We start from the raw sequence: 13,521 nt of genomic DNA, 5'->3' as shown, positions 1-13,521 counted from the left end.
AACCCAACACCCCTCTACTTCCCCGACGGTAGATTAGCAGCTTACGAATTCAGAATGGTCAAGAATGGAAAAACCATAGGCTACATAATAGTGTCAGCCAACAGGAACCTACCACCGGCAATCCTGGAGGCAGGCTTTGGCGAGAAGACCCCAAGCGACCTAATGAAAGAACTCGCCACGAGAAAAGGAGTAAAAACCTACCGCCCCGCATACTTCAGCGGACTGAACTACGGCATTTTAACTGGAGACAAGATTGTGGACATGAAGGGCAGGGAATACAGAAAACCAGAAAAATACGAACTTCCTCCAGAAGCCAAAGTAAATAAAAACCAAGACGAATGGAGGTCAACAGAATCCACACTATTCACAATTACAAAAACGGGATATCCAATTATCCCACTGGCAACCATAACGTCCGAGAAGATAATCTATGACGTCCCTGCGTGGACCGAAACGGATCTTGGTAATGGATCCTGGCAATATCCATCTAACGTAGGACCAACAATAGACCCATGGGCTAAATGGGACGGTTGTGCTCCCATTGCAGGTTCTATGGTAATAGGGTATTACGCGTGGATACTTTTTGATGTCGGGAACATGGTCTCTGCATGGGTAGTCACCATAACTCCAATACAAATGTGCGATTCAGGAGAAGAGTGCCCAACTCCGCAATCAGTACCGGAGGTGCCTTAATGAGATCTAAACTCTTGGTTCTTTTCTCTACTGGATTCCTCATCATCTTGTTGCTTTTTTATTTTGCAAGAGAGGAACGGGGTCAAAAAAGCTGTCTTCTGGAGAAGTCAGAGACAAAAATCGAGTGTCCGGCAGTTCACGTTATGTTCGCGGACGATGGAATGGACATCGTCGAGTACAACCAAAACGGAACGGCCGTGCATTTCGCAGAGATGTACCTGAGGGGAATGGTGATAAACGAAACCCCACCCCAGGGAGGCCTCCAGATATTCACGGAAGAGAGCAACTGGACCGAGGAACTGGGCATCAAACCCCCCTGTGTGCTCCAGGGACAAAGCGGGCTTGTCGAGCTTATGGAACCGGGATACGTACTCCTGTGGCCCGTACTCAACCATGTGGACTGCAACGAACCGCGTGAAGTGACCCCACAGGAACTAAAAAGCTCCCCGGCCCCCGCCGGCAAAGTGTACTTCGCTTACTATGTTGTTCCAACCAAAGAAGGGGAATTTAGGGTTTACAAGTCAATAGCGTGGGGCGGCCCTGTGAAGTTCGAAGACGTTAAAGTGGGGTGCACATGTTCAATTGAAACACTAATGGCCAAGGTCGATGATGCCGTAAAGTCAGCAGGATTTGTACACGTCTCTTTGTGGGATATATCTGGTGGCAATGAGCATCTCGTACCGTTAAAGGCAACCCTTTACCGCAGGGGTGACGAGTACCTGTACGTGGAGTTCGCCGAGGTAAGGAGAATGAACCTGGCGAGGATTCTAATGCTAATGGGCGACGAGGAAGTCGTGAAGGCCTACGCGGAAGCCTTCACCGCGGGAAGCATCGAGGGTTAAGACATTTTCATTTTTCACGGTCGAAAGGGCAGAGAATAAGGGGGACAATGAGAAAACACTCAGTCCTCCCAGGGCTCGGTGTATTTGAGGGCCCAGCCGAACTCCTCCTTGAGTATGTCTATCGCCGCGCTCGGCGGGATTATGCCGCGCTCGGTTATGATGACGTCCACGTACTCCGGCGGCGTGACGTCGAAGGCTGGGTTCCAGACCTCGATGTTCTTCGGCCAGGTCTTGAGTTCCTCCTCGGGAATGACCTCGGTCGGGTCGCGCATCTCTATCTCGACCAGCTGGCCGAGCATCGTCTCGGGGTGGAACTTGTAGGTCTCCGCGGCGATCATCGTCCACACCCTGTGCTCCTTGGCGGTGAGGGCTATGAGGGCGGTTCCTATCTTGTTTATGACCGCTCCGTTGACCGTTATGCTGTCCGCGCCCATAACCACCTTGTCGGTCATCTTCATGTAGTGCCTGGCCGCCGAGTCAACGACGTAGATTACCGGGATGCCGTAGCTCGCCAGCTCCTTCGCGGTGAGCTTGCCCTGCCACTTCGGCCTCGTCTCGGTGACGATGACCTTTATGTCCTTGCCCTGCTCCCAGGCCCTCTTCATGACGCTTATGGCAGCCTTGCTGTGGCAGTGGGTCATTATGACGTCCCCGTCCTCTATGCGCTTCGCCCCCATCTCGCCTATCCTTTCGATAGCCTTCTCAGAGTTGTGAATGAACTCCTTTGCGGCGTTTATGACGATGAACTTGAGCTGTTCAAGGTCCGCCCCGCCGGCGTACGCCACTTTCCCGCGGTGCATGACGTAACGGAGCGCGTTGGGGAGTGAGACGGCGGTGGGCCTCGTCTCATAGAGAAGCTTGGCGGCCTTCTTCATCTCGTCCCAGAACGCATCAACGTCCGTCGCTCCGCTCTTCTCAGCCTGAATCTGAAGGGCGTAGGCCGCGTATCGCCCTATCTTGCCCGCACCCCTTATCCTCATATCCCTGATCTCCTGGGCAATCTCGAGCACTTCATTCACCACAGGCATTTCCATCCCCCCTTGCTGGTAACCCTATATTATGTCGGGAGGGTTTATAGAGCTTTTTATGTTCATCGATGAAGATTTTAGTTCCTTGATGTAAGGAAAAATACTAGGATGGTATCCTTTACATTTGTAAATGGGCCTAACGACCATTGCAGAAAGATTTATAACCAATCGCCGCCATCGTTAAGTGTATAGAATTGGTGACGTGCTCAAAAGTGTGCATTTAATGGGGGGAACGGAAGTGGAGGAAAAACTCATGCGCAAGCTGGGTTCAGGTTCACTGGACTTTGAAACGTACTTCTCTGACAAGGCCAAATCAATGAAGGCATCCGAGATCAGGGAGCTCCTCAAGCTCGTCGAGAGCTCGGACGTTATCTCCCTCGCCGGGGGACTCCCCGCCCCGGAGACCTTCCCGGTTGAGAAGATCAAGGAGATAGCCCAGGACGTTCTCACCCACCACGCCGACAAGGCGCTCCAGTACGGTACCACCAAGGGCTTCACCCCGCTCCGCCTTACCCTCGCGGACTGGATGGAGAAGCGCTACGGCATTCCAACCAGCAAGGTTGAGATAATGATGGTCGCCGGCAGCCAGCAGGCCCTCGACCTCATCGGAAGGACGTTCATCAACCCCGGAGACATGGTCGTCGTCGAGGGACCGACCTACCTCGCAGCACTCAATGCGTTCAAGTATTACGACCCCGAGTTCATCAGCATCCCGATGGACGACAGCGGAATGATGGTCGATCTCCTCGAGGAGAAGCTCAGAAAGCTCAACGCCGAGGGCAAGAAGATCAAATTCGTTTATACGGTCTCAACTTTCCAGAACCCAATGGGCGTCACCATGAGCCTCGACAGAAGGAAGAGGCTCATCGAGCTCGCGAGGGAATACGACTTCCTCATCGTTGAGGACAGCCCCTACGCGGAGCTTCGCTACTCCGGAGAGCCCATCCCGCCGATCAAGCACTTCGACGACGAGGGAAGGGTCATCTACCTCGGAACCTTCTCAAAGATACTCGCGCCAGGATTCAGGCTCGGATGGATAGCCGCCCACCCGCACTTCATAAGAAAGATGGAGATAGCCAAACAGGCCGTTGATCTCTGCGCCAACACGCTCGCGCAGCTCATCGCCTGGAAGTACGTTGAGGAGGGCTACCTCGACGAGCAGATACCGAAGATAATCGAGTTCTACAAGCCGCGCAGGGACGCGATGCTCGAGGCCCTCGAGGAGTACATGCCCGAGGGTGTCAGGTGGACCAAGCCCGAGGGAGGAATGTTCATCTGGGTCACCCTCCCTGAGGGCATCGACACCAAGCTCATGATGGAGAAAGCCGTCTCCAAGGGCGTCGCCTACGTTCCCGGTGAGGCATTCTTCGCTCACCGTGACGTCAAGAACACGATGCGCCTGAACTTCACCTACGTGCCCGAGGAGAAGATACGCGAGGGCGTCAAGAGGCTCGCCGAGGTCATAGAGGAAGAGATGAAGGCCCTCAAGGGCTGACCACTCTTCTTTTCCTTTCGCAAAGCTTTTTATCCCCTTCTTAGAACTGCAGTTAAGGTGATAGTCATGAAACCGCTGATCGGTATAATCGGTCAGATTGACCACACGAGGAACAGACTGTTTCTGGACAAAACTCACATCGAGAAGATCGCGGCGGCCGGCGGAATCCCCGCGGTTTTCAACACCGCCGCCTCACCGGACGAGGTTCTGGAGCACGTCGATGGCATACTCCTCATAGAGGGGCCCGACGTTCACCCCCACTTCTACGGGGAGGACCCCTCCAGTGCCATCAAGTACGTCGATGTTGACCGGGACGAGTTTGAGATAAGCCTCGTGAAAAAGGCCGTTGAGAGGGGTGTTCCAATACTCGGTATCTGCAGGGGCATGCAGGTCATAAACGTGGCCCTGGGCGGAACCCTCTACCAAGACCTCAACGAGATACCCAAGGCAATAAAGCACAACTGGGAGCTCAAACTCATAGGGCCAAGCCAGCGCGTCCACGGGGTCAGGATAAAGATGAGCTCAAAGCTCTACGGGATACTCAAGGACGAGCTGGACATAGAGGGCACCAACGAGGTCTATCTCCGGGTGAACAGCTTCCACCACCAGGCCGTCAAGAGGGTGGGCGAAGGAATCCGGCCGGTTGCGTATGCAGTCGATGGGCTGATCGAGGCAATAGAGGGCGCCGAGGATGCAGAGGGCTTCATCATGGGGGTCCAGTGGCAGCCCGAATACCTTCCGGAGATGGAGAGACTGTACGAGGCCTTCGTAAGGGCAGCGGCCGAGTACCGGGCGAAGAGGCTCGAGCTTGAGAGGGTCGAGATAGAGGCGGAGCTCAAGGAAAAGCTCGGGAAGGCGGAAATCGAAGAAGCCCCATCCATTACGGAGGAACAAGGTGAGAGCCATCACAGCTCGGAAACGACCGATAGCCCTCCCGACACGACCCAAACGTGATTCCCCTTTCCAGAATCCTTCTCTCCGCTTCCCTTAGGATCTCAAACCTCAGCTCGCGAGGCAGGTAGTGGTATCCCCCAATCTTCTCCCCCCTCTCGTAGAGGGGCCAGAGCCTCTCCATCAGCTCCGGAAACTTGGCGAACATCCTCCCCTTTGAATCTGGCCTCAGCTTGAGGGTCGAGACCGTTATATGGTTCACGAAGCTCAGGGCATCGAGCGTCTCCTCGAAGTCCTCCCACGTGTAGAACGGTATTATGGGGTCAATGCGGGCGTAAACTGGAATACCAGCATCCTTGGCCCTCTCAAGCGCCCGGATTCTCGCCCTCGGGGAGGGAGCATTCGGCTCCAGCAGCTTCGCCTTCCGTTTATCCACCGTGGTTACCGTTATCCCGATGGCACACTTAAGCTCTCTCAGAACGTCCAGGTCGCGCTCAAAGACCTCCGACTTCGTGAGGAGCAGGCAGCGGACGTCGTAGCGTTTGAAGAGCTTGAGAACGCTCCGGGTTATGCCCAGCTCACGCTCAATCGTTGGATACGGGTCCGAGGAGTAGGAGAGGGCGATGATGCAGCGCCGGTCAAAACGCCTCAGCTCACGCTCCAGTTTTGGAAGAAGCCCATCCTTTGTCCGTACGCGGAAGGCGTTGGGGATGTAGCCCGTTATGTAGCAGTAAACGCACGCGTGGTCGCAGCCGGTATAGACGTTCAGCGTGTACTTGAAGGGGCAGGTGCAGAGCTTCGCCTTCCAGGGGTCAAAGGGACGTATGTACATCACCTCAAGTTTCAGAAACCCCTTTAAAGGCCTTGCCCGAGGTGGAACCGGTGATGCTCATGACCGAACCTGTGAAGGGAAAGGTTGAGTGGTTCAAGGACTATCAGTTCATCGGCAGGGTGGAGAGCGACAAATGCTCCGTCATACTTGGGGAGGGCGGGATAAGCCCCATGAAGCTCCTCCTTCTGAGCGTTGCCGGCTGCACCGCCTACGACGTCGTCATGATTCTCCAGAAGATGCGCGAGCCGATCGAAGGGCTGGAGGTCGAGATCAGCGGCGAGAGGAGGGAGGAGCACCCGAAGATATACCGGAAAATCCACCTCCACTACAGGATATACGGCGACGTGAAGGAGGAGAAGGCCAGGCGCGCGATAGAGCTGAGCCAGGACAAATACTGCTCGGCCAGCGCACACGTTAAACTGAGCGGTGCTGAGGTCACGTACTCCTTCGAGATTATCCGCGGGGGGAAGGATTAACTTTTTAACCCCCTCTTCTCCGGCCCGGAAGGGTGGTAGCTTGCTCGAGTACCTGAAGTACTTCGTCATACTCTACGGCGGACTGTTCGCGATAACGAACCCGGTCGGAGCGGTTCCAGTCTTCCTCGGGGTCACCCACGACCTTTCCTGGAGCCAGAGACGGGAGATAGCACAAAAAACCGCCACCACGGTTATCGTGACCCTCGTCGTCTTCGCACTCATAGGGGAGTGGATATTCAAGTTCTTCGGCTCGAGCATCGATGCCTTCGCCATAGCGGGCGGCATACTCCTCTTCAAGATGGCAATGGACATGCTCTCGGGCCGGCTCTCGACGGTCAAGATAAGCAAAGAGGAGACGGAAGAGTTCAGCGAGGAAGTGGTTACGCTGGAGGAGGTTGCCATAATCCCGCTCGCCATACCCCTAATCTCCGGCCCGGGTGCGATAACAACCGTGATGCTCTACATGGCGAAGAGCCACGGCGTTCCGGAAAAGGCGACAGTGATAGCGAGCATTCTCGCGATAGGCCTGACCGTCTGGCTGATCCTCTGCTCCTCGAACGGGATACAAAAGAAGCTCGGAAGGGTGGGAATAAAGGTCATGACGAGAATGATGGGTCTGATACTGACCTCGATGGCCGTTCAGATGATAATCAACGGCATCAAGGGGGCGTTCGGGCTTTAACGTTTCACGATTTTATTGTTTGAGACCTAAATTTTTATAACTTGATTTTGGCTAGGTTTTCACTTTTGATGGTAGAAAGAGTTAAATAATCCAGTGGCATATTTTGTAATGCAATTCCCACTTGGGACATGCCAAGATTACGCATGTCCATTATCAATCGGAGGCGATGTGATTGAAAGGTAGTCGGGGGGCGTTCCTCCTCTTGTTTTTGATGCTCACCCTGGCAGTGGTGGCGTGGAAGCTAACGCAGGACGAAAGCTCCAATTCAGATTATCACTGCTCGCTCACGAGCCCGGTAAAGTACGTTCCCGGAATACAGGGAGGTCACGTTGAGAGGTACCTAGAAAACGGTTCGATCCTGATATTCTCCGAAATGCCCGGGGTATGGCCCGCTGAGGGAAACGGGACTATGAGGATAGTCCCCTGGGCAACGGAAAGGGGAATCTTCCCCCCGTGTGCAATACAGAAAAGCGAGGTCCAGGTAACGCTCAACGGCAGAGGAAGCACCTGGCACACTGGAATGCTAAATTGGAAGTGCGAAAACTCCAGCGAACCAAGGTGTGGAATCATATCCCAAAGCTCCCACCGGGACAGCGTGCCGGCGGGAGAAGTCAGAATAGCCTACTACCTCATTCCAACGGGCGAGGGGAGATGGCACCTCTGGGAGTACCTGTTATGCGGCAACGAGACGGACTTCGAAAAGGTCTGCGGCCACCCGCCTGTACCCAAGTGGTTCAACGGAACGTGCAACTGCAGTCTGGAGAACGTGATAAGGGCAACCGAGGAAAGAATAAGGGACGCGGGCTTTCGGGAGGTTTCAGAGATGAAACCTCTCAAGGGGGACATTCTGCTGGGCGTCTCTGCTAAGCTCTACCGCAGGGGTGACGAGTACCTGTACGTGGAGTTCGCCGAGGTAAGGAGAATGAACCTGGCGAGGATTCTAATGCTAATGGGCGACGAGGACATCGTGAAGGCCTACGTGAAAGCGTTCACCGCCGTCGAGGAGAACGGTCCCGGTGAAAGTTAGAACCGGCACATTTTTAGTCCCTCACGACAACTCTTTCCGGTGTAAGCCATGAGAGGCGACCTGATCCGTGTTCTGAGCACCGCGGAGGAGAAGGCAAACGAGCTGAAGCTCGACGGATACGAGCCAGACGTGGTCCTTCTAGGAAAAGAGGCCTACGAGTTCATAAAGGCGCAGATAAACGAGGAGTTCGGCGACGAGGAGGAGGTTTTCGAGCTCTCCGGTCTAAAGATACGCATGCTCGACGAACTCGGCGGCGACGCCGTCGTCATTGACAGCAAGGCGCTGGGCCTCGGTCTGGGCGGGGCAAAGCGCTTCAAGGTCGTCCTATAACTCCCCAGACCCTTCCGTTTCTCAATTCTATCCTCAATCCCCTGAGAACGAGCAGGCTGAGCGATACTGCCATGACGTCCGCCAGGCTGCCCGGGTTTCTCAGGTCGCCCCTCTCGCGCATAAAGGCATCGAACTCCTCAACGCTGAGTTCCCCGGCGAGAACTTTCCCGGCGTTTTCCCGAACGAGCTTAGCCTCCTCAAGGCCGGCCTTTCTGGCTATCAGCGTGTCCATATTGGCAGCCAAAAGCTCAAGAAAAGCCCTGAGCACAGCCTCATCCAGCGGAAGCTCTTTTATCAGCTCGTAGAGCCTTCCGAAGGTGGAGTAGCTCAGCTCGTATTCCTTGAGCCACTCGCAGAATATCAGCTCGCGCCCGCAGCTTATCTCGGCGAGCCTGGCGAGGTTGATCCCGTCCTGGAAAAGCTCCCTGAAGGAATCGTCGGAATAAACGTCGTACTTGACGCCGCTGGGAATTCCCTTGGGGTTGGCTATCCTTATCGCCCGGTAGAACTCCATCGTGTCCCTGACGGTTGATTCCTCTATCAGCAGCCTCGCCTTTTTCCTTGCATCGAGCATGTTCATCCCCATCGTCATCCCCATGATGAGGGGAAGCGAGAGGGCCACGACCCCGAAGTTGGGGTTGGCGTCCTGGGCCTCGCGCGATGCCTGAACCGCCCGCTTTATCAGCTCCCCGAGTCCCGCTTCCCGGGGCTCGAGGATGCCCTTCCTCAGAAGCTCCGCCGTCTTCACGGCCTCGTAGTAAACCCCTGTGACGGCTGTGTCGGCGAAGAGGAAGTGGTAGAAGGTAAGGTCGTCGAAGTCCCTGAGGCGGCTCACGTTGCCCGGTTTCGGAACCGCGGCCTCGAGGAGCGAACCGAGGGTGAAGGCGCGGACTATTCTCCATCTCTCCATTCAGACCACCAAGTAGAGGAGCAGATAGAGTAGGTACAGGAGCAGCACAAGCTTGCGGGCGGTTCTCCTAGTCAGAGCGTAGAGTCCGAAGGCCATAAGCGTGATTCCCCAGAAGGCGTCCTTTATGTACGGCGCGTACGGCCTGAGCCAGTCCAGGAAAGCGGGCTGAAACTCCCTTAGGAGTAAAAGGAGGCCTAGGAAAACGAGAATCCAGCCAAAGGTTCTCATCTCAATCACCCCTCATGAGGAGGATTATGCCGATTATCAGGAATATAACCGCCAGCAATGTTCTGAAGTCAACAGCCGGTAGGAAGAACGGCATGAACGGCCCCGCCAGCAGTATTGCACCCAGTAATATCAGCAGGAGGGCTATTGCCTTGGAGTTTTCGTTGCCCGAGAACACTTCCCCCAGCCTTTCTCCTGTCTCGTCTATCAGGTCGTCGATTCTCTCGGAGAAGGATTCTTCCGTGTCCGTTTCCTCCTCGGGTATCACGAGAGCCGCAAGGAAGTAGAGCAGCGTCATAGCTGCCGGATTGAACACCAGGAGAACCACGAATATCAGCCTTACAAGGGTGGGGTCAACGTTGAGATGCTCGGCTATTCCACCGAGGACACCTAGAAGGATTCTGTCTTCCCTAGAGCGCGTAAGTTCCTTCGCCATGGTCATCACCAGAGGAATGAAAAATCCGGGGCTTAAAAAGTCACCTCTTTATCTCCACATCCCCAACAACGTCCGTCACAATCACCACAACGGTGCCGTTCTTTCCTGCGGCGGTGTTCGTTACGTCCCCAACGATGTCCTTGGCCGTTAGCGCCGCACCAAAGCCCTCCGGAACGGCTATCTTAACGTCCCCGACGACGTCGCTTATCGTCGCCCCTTCCGCGACGTTGAGATACACATCGCCCACGATGTCCGAGAGGTGGTAATCGTTCCGGGAAGTGCCCCTAACCTCACCCACAACGTCCGTAACGTCCACTCCGGTGGACTCCGCAGCCACGAGAACGTCCCCGACGACGTTATCAATTCTCAGGCCAAGCAGTTTTTCCGGCACCTCCACTACCACGGTACCGTTCCGGTAATCGTTGCAGACGTTTCTGTGGCTGATACCGACCTTTTTCGTTGGACAATAAACAGTCAGAACACCGTTCTCAAGGCTGACGTTTATCGGCAGGTTGCTCTTAACAGTGATTTTGCTCACGTTGGCGCCGACGATCGAGACGTCGCCGACCACCTCTCTGACCTCTAGCGCGGGGGCATTGAACTCCCCAAACTCAACGACCTTTCCCGCCACTTTCTTTGGGGTTATCCCGTCTATGCTGATGTCTCCCCTGATGGCCAAGACGGTGAGAACCGCACCGATCAGGAGAACCGCGAGGGCCACGCCGAGCACTACACCCAGGGCACCACCTTTTCGCCTCATGCATCACACCAATGAAAATATCCTCATTTTCCGTATAAAGCTTACGCCCGGCAAGAGTTACAAAGAAAAGTTGAAGGTCAGCGAAGGAGCTTAACGAACTCCCTCATCCAGGCGTAGAGGTCGCCGGGGTGCCTTGAGCTAACCCAGTTGCCGTCAACGACTACCTCCTCGTTCACCCACTCGGCTCCGGCGTTCCTCACGTCGTCCCTGATGGTTATCGTGCTCGTTCCCTTCCTGCCCCTCAGTACGCCGGCTGAGATGAGTATCTGCGGGCCGTGGCAGATGCTGGCGACCGGTTTACCAGCCTCGAACATCTTCCTGGTTATCTCAACTGCCTTCTCGTTGAGCCGGACTATCTCAGGCGCCTTTCCCCCGGGCAGGACGAGAGCGTCGAACTCGTCCGGATCGACCTCCTCAAATGCCAGCTGAACCTCGACGGAATAGCCGTGCTTACCCGTTATCTTGCCCCTCTCGAAGCTCGCCACATAGACCTCGTGCCCCTCCTCCTTGAGCCTGTGAAGGGGGTATATAAGCTCAAGATCCTCGAAGCCGTCGGCGCTCAGAAACAGTACCCTCATTCAGAACACCTCCATCCAAACGCTTAGAGGGAAATAGAAAGGGGATATTTATAATCCTTTCTGGACAGAAATAGTCAGAGAGGAAGCTCCGTGGTCTCCTTGTGTATCTTAAGGACGACCATGGTGTGGGTGGCCTCAACGCCGTTTATTTCCCCTATGGTGTCAAGGAACTCGTTGAGCTCGTCGCTCCCTCCGGTTCTGATTTTGACCAGCATGTCGTAGTCGCCGGTGGTCTCATATATCTCGACGATCTGGGGGTGTTGCTTGAGCTCGTTGGCGACGTGAGCGTACATGCCGGCCTTGGATTTTATGAGGATGAACGCCAGGATCTGGAAACCGAGGGAGTCGGGGTCAAGCATGACCGTGAACTTCTTTATTATGCCCCGATCCTTCAGTTTCTTGATCCTCTCATAGACCGTTGACTCCGCCAGCCCGACCTCCTTGGAAATCTCCCTCAGGGGCGTTCTGCTGTTCTTCTGGAGGATGGAGAGGATTTTCTTGTCAGTATCGTCCAAACCCATTCGCATGAGCATCACCGCCGGTAAAAAATTTTCGAAAGGTTATATAAACTTGCCGATTCTGGAGAACCATACTTTTATAAAACGCCGCTCACCTTTTACCTCTAGAAGTTCTGGGAGGGTCAGCGATGCCAACGAACGTCACAGCGGAGTATCTGGCGGCGGAGGAGGAGTACAGGAACGCCAGGACGATTCCCGAAAAGATACGCGCCCTTGAGAAGATGTACGCCACCGTCCCCAAGCACAAGGGAACGGAAAAGCTCAGACTCCAGATAAAGCGAAAGCTCGCCGAGCTGAGGAAGGAGCTGGAGAAGCAGCGTCAGATGAAGAAGGGCGGTGGCGGCCCGTCGCTGAGCGTCAGGAAGGAGGGCGCGGCACAGATAGTCCTCGCTGGCCTCCCGAACGTTGGAAAGAGCTCCCTTATGAAGGCACTCACAAACGTCGACGCCGACGTCGCAGACTACGCCTTCACCACCGTCGAGCCCATCCCTGGAATGATGCACCACAAAGACGTTCAGATACAGCTCGTCGAGGTCCCGGGCCTTGTTGAGGGCGCCGCCCTCGGAAAGGGAATGGGGCCGCAGCTTCTCAGCGTTATCCGAAACGCCGACGCCGTGGCCATAGTCGTTGACCTATCCCAGGATCCGGTAAAGCAGCTGGAAACCCTCCTCAAGGAGTTTGAGAGGGCGGGAATAAAGCTCAACAAACGCCGCCCGAGGGTTGAGATAAAGAGGACCGCAATGGGCGGAATCGTCATCAACGGCCAGGAGAACATCAAGGGCGATATAAGCGAAGTCATGAAGATGCTCCGCGAGGAGAGGATTCACTCCGCGGAGATAACGGTGAAAGAACCCGTGACGCTCGAGGACTTCGCAGACGCACTCGACGAGAGCCTCGTCTGGAGGAGGGCTATAATCATCGCCAACAAGGGCGACGCCCCGGGGAGTAAGGAGAACTACGAGAAACTCGTTGAAGCCTACGGGGACAGGTTCAAAATAATCCCCGTCTCGGCGAAGAGGAAGATACAGCTGGACAAACTCAAGGACGAACTCTACGAGCTGGCCGGGATTATTCGCGTCTTCACCAAGAGTCCCGGCGAGGAGCCTGCCTATCCACCGGTGCCGCTGAAGAAGGGCTCAACGGTTATGGATCTGGCAGAGAGGATTCACAAGGACTTCGCCAAGAACTTCCGCTACGCCCGCGTCTGGGGCAAGAGCGTGAAGTTCCCTGGCCAGCGCGTTGGGGCCGACCACGTGCTCGAGGACGGGGACATAGTGGAGATTCACGCCCGTTAGCGGCAGAATGGCCCCCTGCACTTCCTCCCGCCCTTTCCGGTTACCGCGTCGAGGCTGAACTCCTTTCCGTCGAGGCTGTCCATGATGAGCTTTTCCCCCTCCTTTTCGTAGAGCCAGAACACCTTGTAGGCCCGCGCCTCCCGCACTATCTCTATTCTGGGAAGCCACCAGGAGACGATCCTCGAGTTCCCCCAGGCTATCGCGCTTTCAAAGGCTTTCATCCTCGCCTCCCCGTAATCAACGAGCGGCTCCATGACGCTCCTCTCCTCCACGTCCCACTCGTAGAGGTCTATGAATCCGTCCCCCCTCTCCGCCCCGAGACGGTAGAGGTCCACGTAGGCAAAGTAATCGAGAACGCGGTCGCTTCTGCCCAGACGCTTGTAGAAGAGCTTTAGGTGGAAGATGTGGTACGGATACAGCACAAAGCCGGGATTCAAGACATCCTCCGGCCTGAATATAGGTCTCATTATGCTGACCCTCATATTCCAGCACCGTTCAATATA

Annotated in this window: 17 protein-coding genes and 1 pseudogene; 9 read left to right on the top strand and 9 right to left on the bottom strand. The window is 55.3% G+C overall.

The window, feature by feature from the left end; genetic code table 11:
• Together APY94_RS13390 and APY94_RS09175 are read left to right on the top strand one after the other, a co-directional pair.
• Positions 1-693, top strand: a pseudogene (locus APY94_RS13390) (hypothetical protein); the annotation flags it as partial.
• On the top strand, positions 693-1,535 hold the full coding sequence (locus tag APY94_RS09175) for a hypothetical protein (RefSeq protein WP_058939344.1): 843 nt from the start codon (positions 693-695) through the stop codon (positions 1,533-1,535). The pseudogene APY94_RS13390 and the gene APY94_RS09175, both read left to right, overlap by 1 nt.
• A 59-nt stretch (positions 1,536-1,594) precedes the next feature.
• Here APY94_RS09175 and APY94_RS09170 read toward each other — a convergent pair whose 3' ends face one another.
• Complete coding sequence (locus APY94_RS09170) at positions 1,595-2,563, bottom strand: ribose 1,5-bisphosphate isomerase (RefSeq protein WP_058939343.1); 969 nt, start codon at positions 2,561-2,563, stop codon at positions 1,595-1,597.
• 238 nt (positions 2,564-2,801) lie between these two features.
• On the opposite strand from APY94_RS09170, the gene APY94_RS09165 reads away from it, so the two are divergent.
• Both APY94_RS09165 and APY94_RS09160 read left to right on the top strand, forming a co-directional pair.
• Positions 2,802-4,058 carry an aminotransferase-like domain-containing protein gene (locus APY94_RS09165; RefSeq protein WP_058939347.1) on the top strand — a complete coding sequence of 419 codons (1,257 nt, stop codon included), beginning with the start codon at positions 2,802-2,804 and terminating at the stop codon, positions 4,056-4,058.
• 66 nt (positions 4,059-4,124) lie between these two features.
• Complete coding sequence (locus tag APY94_RS09160) at positions 4,125-5,012, top strand: gamma-glutamyl-gamma-aminobutyrate hydrolase family protein (RefSeq protein WP_058939342.1); 888 nt, start codon at positions 4,125-4,127, stop codon at positions 5,010-5,012.
• Here APY94_RS09160 and APY94_RS09155 read toward each other — a convergent pair.
• Positions 4,939-5,781 (bottom strand): SPL family radical SAM protein, encoded by an 843-nt coding sequence (locus APY94_RS09155; RefSeq protein ID WP_058939341.1) that lies wholly within the window; start codon positions 5,779-5,781, stop codon positions 4,939-4,941. The two genes, APY94_RS09160 and APY94_RS09155, sit on opposite strands and share 74 nt — an antisense overlap.
• Before the next feature lie 59 nt (positions 5,782-5,840).
• Between APY94_RS09155 and APY94_RS09150 the strand changes: the two genes are divergently transcribed.
• The 4 genes from APY94_RS09150 (at position 5,841) to APY94_RS09135 (ending at position 8,296) form a co-directional block, all read left to right on the top strand.
• Complete coding sequence (locus APY94_RS09150; protein WP_058939340.1) at positions 5,841-6,257, top strand: OsmC family protein; 417 nt, start codon at positions 5,841-5,843, stop codon at positions 6,255-6,257.
• A 40-nt stretch (positions 6,258-6,297) separates the two neighbouring features.
• Positions 6,298-6,939: a neutral amino acid NAAT transporter SnatA gene (gene snatA, locus APY94_RS09145; RefSeq protein WP_058939339.1), complete on the top strand. Its 642-nt coding sequence runs from the start codon at positions 6,298-6,300 to the stop codon at positions 6,937-6,939.
• A gap of 172 nt (positions 6,940-7,111) precedes the next feature.
• On the top strand, positions 7,112-7,966 hold the full coding sequence (locus tag APY94_RS09140) for a hypothetical protein (protein ID WP_157065516.1): 855 nt from the start codon (positions 7,112-7,114) through the stop codon (positions 7,964-7,966).
• A 48-nt stretch (positions 7,967-8,014) separates the two neighbouring features.
• The gene (locus APY94_RS09135; protein WP_058939337.1) at positions 8,015-8,296 is read left to right on the top strand and encodes a family 4A encapsulin nanocompartment shell protein; all 282 of its coding nucleotides are present in this window, start codon (positions 8,015-8,017) and stop codon (positions 8,294-8,296) included.
• Here APY94_RS09135 and APY94_RS09130 read toward each other — a convergent pair.
• The 6 genes from APY94_RS09130 to APY94_RS09105 form a co-directional block, all read right to left on the bottom strand.
• Positions 8,280-9,206, bottom strand: coding sequence for a triphosphoribosyl-dephospho-CoA synthase (locus APY94_RS09130; protein WP_058939336.1), 927 nt, complete (start codon positions 9,204-9,206; stop codon positions 8,280-8,282). The genes APY94_RS09135 and APY94_RS09130 overlap by 17 nt on opposite strands.
• The gene (locus APY94_RS09125) at positions 9,207-9,434 is read right to left on the bottom strand and encodes a hypothetical protein (protein WP_058939335.1); all 228 of its coding nucleotides are present in this window, start codon (positions 9,432-9,434) and stop codon (positions 9,207-9,209) included.
• A 1-nt stretch (position 9,435) separates the two neighbouring features.
• A complete protein-coding gene (locus APY94_RS09120) occupies positions 9,436-9,873 on the bottom strand; it encodes a PspC domain-containing protein (RefSeq protein ID WP_342667084.1) in 438 nt (145 codons plus the stop codon).
• Positions 9,874-9,907: 34 nt separating this feature from the next.
• Positions 9,908-10,627 carry a DUF4097 family beta strand repeat-containing protein gene (locus APY94_RS09115; protein WP_058939333.1) on the bottom strand — a complete coding sequence of 240 codons (720 nt, stop codon included), beginning with the start codon at positions 10,625-10,627 and terminating at the stop codon, positions 9,908-9,910.
• Between the two features lie 77 nt (positions 10,628-10,704).
• Positions 10,705-11,205 (bottom strand): deglycase PfpI, encoded by a 501-nt coding sequence (gene pfpI / locus APY94_RS09110; RefSeq protein WP_058939332.1) that lies wholly within the window; start codon positions 11,203-11,205, stop codon positions 10,705-10,707.
• A gap of 74 nt (positions 11,206-11,279) precedes the next feature.
• Positions 11,280-11,732 (bottom strand): Lrp/AsnC family transcriptional regulator, encoded by a 453-nt coding sequence (locus APY94_RS09105; RefSeq protein WP_058939331.1) that lies wholly within the window; start codon positions 11,730-11,732, stop codon positions 11,280-11,282.
• A gap of 119 nt (positions 11,733-11,851) precedes the next feature.
• On the opposite strand from APY94_RS09105, the gene APY94_RS09100 reads away from it, so the two are divergent.
• Complete coding sequence (locus tag APY94_RS09100) at positions 11,852-13,018, top strand: OBG GTPase family GTP-binding protein (RefSeq protein ID WP_058939330.1); 1,167 nt, start codon at positions 11,852-11,854, stop codon at positions 13,016-13,018.
• On the opposite strand, the gene APY94_RS09095 is transcribed toward APY94_RS09100, so the two are convergent.
• Positions 13,015-13,500, bottom strand: coding sequence for a hypothetical protein (locus APY94_RS09095; RefSeq protein ID WP_058939329.1), 486 nt, complete (start codon positions 13,498-13,500; stop codon positions 13,015-13,017). The genes APY94_RS09100 and APY94_RS09095 overlap by 4 nt on opposite strands.
• Between the last annotated feature and the right edge of the window lie 21 nt (positions 13,501-13,521).

Origin of the sequence: Thermococcus celericrescens (assembly GCF_001484195.1) — an archaeon.
GTDB classification, from domain to species: domain Archaea; phylum Methanobacteriota_B; class Thermococci; order Thermococcales; family Thermococcaceae; genus Thermococcus; species Thermococcus celericrescens.
The sequence above is the reverse complement of the archived record's forward strand: the minus strand, read 5'-3'. Positions and strand labels throughout refer to the sequence as shown.

What these genes read in the sequence shown, in the direction of transcription:
- APY94_RS09150 (WP_058939340.1), top strand. Translation starts at nt 5,841, where the DNA reads ATGACCGAACCTGTGAAGGGAAAGGTTGAGTGGTTCAAGGACTATCAG.
- APY94_RS09135 (WP_058939337.1), top strand. Translation starts at nt 8,015, where the DNA reads ATGAGAGGCGACCTGATCCGTGTTCTGAGCACCGCGGAGGAGAAGGCA.
- APY94_RS09160 (WP_058939342.1), top strand. Translation starts at nt 4,125, where the DNA reads ATGAAACCGCTGATCGGTATAATCGGTCAGATTGACCACACGAGGAAC.
- APY94_RS09170 (WP_058939343.1), bottom strand. Translation starts at nt 2,563, where the DNA reads ATGCCTGTGGTGAATGAAGTGCTCGAGATTGCCCAGGAGATCAGGGAT.
- APY94_RS09105 (WP_058939331.1), bottom strand. Translation starts at nt 11,732, where the DNA reads ATGCGAATGGGTTTGGACGATACTGACAAGAAAATCCTCTCCATCCTC.
- APY94_RS09120 (WP_342667084.1), bottom strand. Translation starts at nt 9,873, where the DNA reads ATGACCATGGCGAAGGAACTTACGCGCTCTAGGGAAGACAGAATCCTT.
- APY94_RS09125 (WP_058939335.1), bottom strand. Translation starts at nt 9,434, where the DNA reads ATGAGAACCTTTGGCTGGATTCTCGTTTTCCTAGGCCTCCTTTTACTC.
- APY94_RS09115 (WP_058939333.1), bottom strand. Translation starts at nt 10,627, where the DNA reads ATGAGGCGAAAAGGTGGTGCCCTGGGTGTAGTGCTCGGCGTGGCCCTC.
- APY94_RS09130 (WP_058939336.1), bottom strand. Translation starts at nt 9,206, where the DNA reads ATGGAGAGATGGAGAATAGTCCGCGCCTTCACCCTCGGTTCGCTCCTC.
- APY94_RS09175 (WP_058939344.1), top strand. Translation starts at nt 693, where the DNA reads ATGAGATCTAAACTCTTGGTTCTTTTCTCTACTGGATTCCTCATCATC.
- pfpI (WP_058939332.1), bottom strand. Translation starts at nt 11,205, where the DNA reads ATGAGGGTACTGTTTCTGAGCGCCGACGGCTTCGAGGATCTTGAGCTT.
- APY94_RS09095 (WP_058939329.1), bottom strand. Translation starts at nt 13,500, where the DNA reads ATGAGGGTCAGCATAATGAGACCTATATTCAGGCCGGAGGATGTCTTG.
- APY94_RS09155 (WP_058939341.1), bottom strand. Translation starts at nt 5,781, where the DNA reads ATGTACATACGTCCCTTTGACCCCTGGAAGGCGAAGCTCTGCACCTGC.
- APY94_RS09100 (WP_058939330.1), top strand. Translation starts at nt 11,852, where the DNA reads ATGCCAACGAACGTCACAGCGGAGTATCTGGCGGCGGAGGAGGAGTAC.